The 1,703-nt window shown below is 58.1% G+C and carries 1 protein-coding gene and 1 tRNA gene; one reads left to right on the forward strand and one right to left on the reverse strand.

The window, feature by feature from the left end:
- Window positions 1-249: 249 nt before the first annotated feature.
- Window positions 250-323 (forward strand) — tRNA-Asp (locus H5U08_RS17915).
- 192 nt (window positions 324-515) lie between these two features.
- Here the strand turns inward: H5U08_RS17915 and H5U08_RS17920 are convergent.
- The coding region (locus tag H5U08_RS17920; protein WP_297036247.1) for a PPC domain-containing protein at window positions 516-1,703 on the reverse strand (1,188 nt) is incomplete at its 5' end.

The following is a 1,703-nucleotide window of genomic DNA, read 5'->3' on the forward strand; positions in this document are numbered from 1 at the left end:
CACGACAAGCGTGCCCCTCCGAACGAATACTCGGAAGGACCTGCTTGTCACGTCCGCTTGTCACGTTTGGATGATCCACCCCAAGTCACTCGCCTTTCGGTAAGGGCCATTCATGAATTGCCCCTACAGCACCTTGCGCTCGTGGCATCCCATAGGTTTTGGTAAAAAATGGGGATGGCTCGGCGGGGGCGGGGCTTGACCAATCGGCCGAGTTGAGGAATATTCTAAATAAGAACGGACCGATGATATGGGGGCGTAGCTCAATTGGTTAGAGTACCGGACTGTCGATCCGGTGGTTGCGGGTTCGAGTCCCGTCGCCCTCGCTCGAAAAAGGACTGCGTCTTTTTCGGACGCAGTCCTTTTAGTTTGAGCGTCGATTTCTAACTCAGATGTGATTCTGAGACCGTGGCTACCACCTTTGACTGGTGCGATACTCCAAACTCGGGTACGCCGCGTTTCTGAGGGTACAGACGGGGCTGGCTGATCGATCAGCGGCGGTGGCCGCGTTCCGGGGCTTATTCCTCAGCCGCAGCGCATTCAGCCATTTTGGCTAGATAGAACTCCTCCGTGAGGAATTCGTTCTCATAGAGCGTATTCAGCATGCGGATACGACCGGCCACTTGTGACTTGCTGAAGGGCGCGCGGCCCGCTTCTTTGATGGCCTTGCGGGCGGCCTCTACCATTTCCGGCGGTACCTGGGGCGGAGTGCGCTTGGGCTGTGGCTGGTAGGAAGGATCGTACACCCGAGCCAGTAAGTCACCCACAGGCAGCAGATGCCGCCACAGAAATGCCTGCATTTTGTCCTCAGCGGGGACGGCCTCATGAACGATCTCCTGGTCCCCGATTTTGGCCCTCCCGATGACCGTGAGCGGTACCGCCCCGTTGGAGTCCTTCAGCGTCGTTTTCACCCCGAGCGAGACCATTTCCTGATTGGCCCGCAGAGTCACCGGCGAATTGGCAAAACCTTCCGGGGGATCCTTGAGGGTGACCTGGATATCGCTCGCGAACCCGTCTTTCCGGATCGCGTACACCCGCACGGCGGCGGCGCTTTGACTACGAATGGCCAATCCTGACGGAATCACCCGCAGGGCAAAATCGGGACGCGGTTCACTCAATCGCAGGCGATAGGCATATTCCTCGCCACCTTTTCTTGTTGTGTCACCGAGATACACGAAATACGTGCCATCTGCCGGCAACTGGAACATGATGTACGAATCCGCATGGTAGGTCATCTGACCCATGCCCGGATCTTCATAATCGTCGTTGATGGCAAGGAGCTTGCCGTTCGCATCGGTAATCCGCAGGAGGGAGTCCAGTGGGGAATTCAGCCGTCGTGCCATGACTTCCGCCACGAGCGTTTGGCCCGCCTTGCCCTCCACACGAAAGACATCCCAGTCGCCCGGTTGATCAATCCGGCCGTTGATGATCGCCGGGAGGGAAACAGGTTGTGCCTGATCTGGCTGGTTATTGGGTTCTTTTTCGAGGACTTCGGGCAGGGTGTCCAGTGCGAACGGCACGCGATTGGAGACCAGGCCGTTTCGGTCCGCACGGATGTAGTGAATCCCGGGTCCGGCATCCTGTGGCGGCATCTGTACCTGGGCGCCTTCTGTATTCCAACCTTTCACCGCCAGGGAAACAGGTTGCCCGACCTGTCCGCCGAGGGGAAAGATATGCGTGATGAAGGGTGCCTCGGCAATGGAGAC

This window comes from Thermogutta sp. (assembly GCF_014359955.1).
Lineage (GTDB): Bacteria > Planctomycetota > Planctomycetia > Pirellulales > Thermoguttaceae > Thermogutta.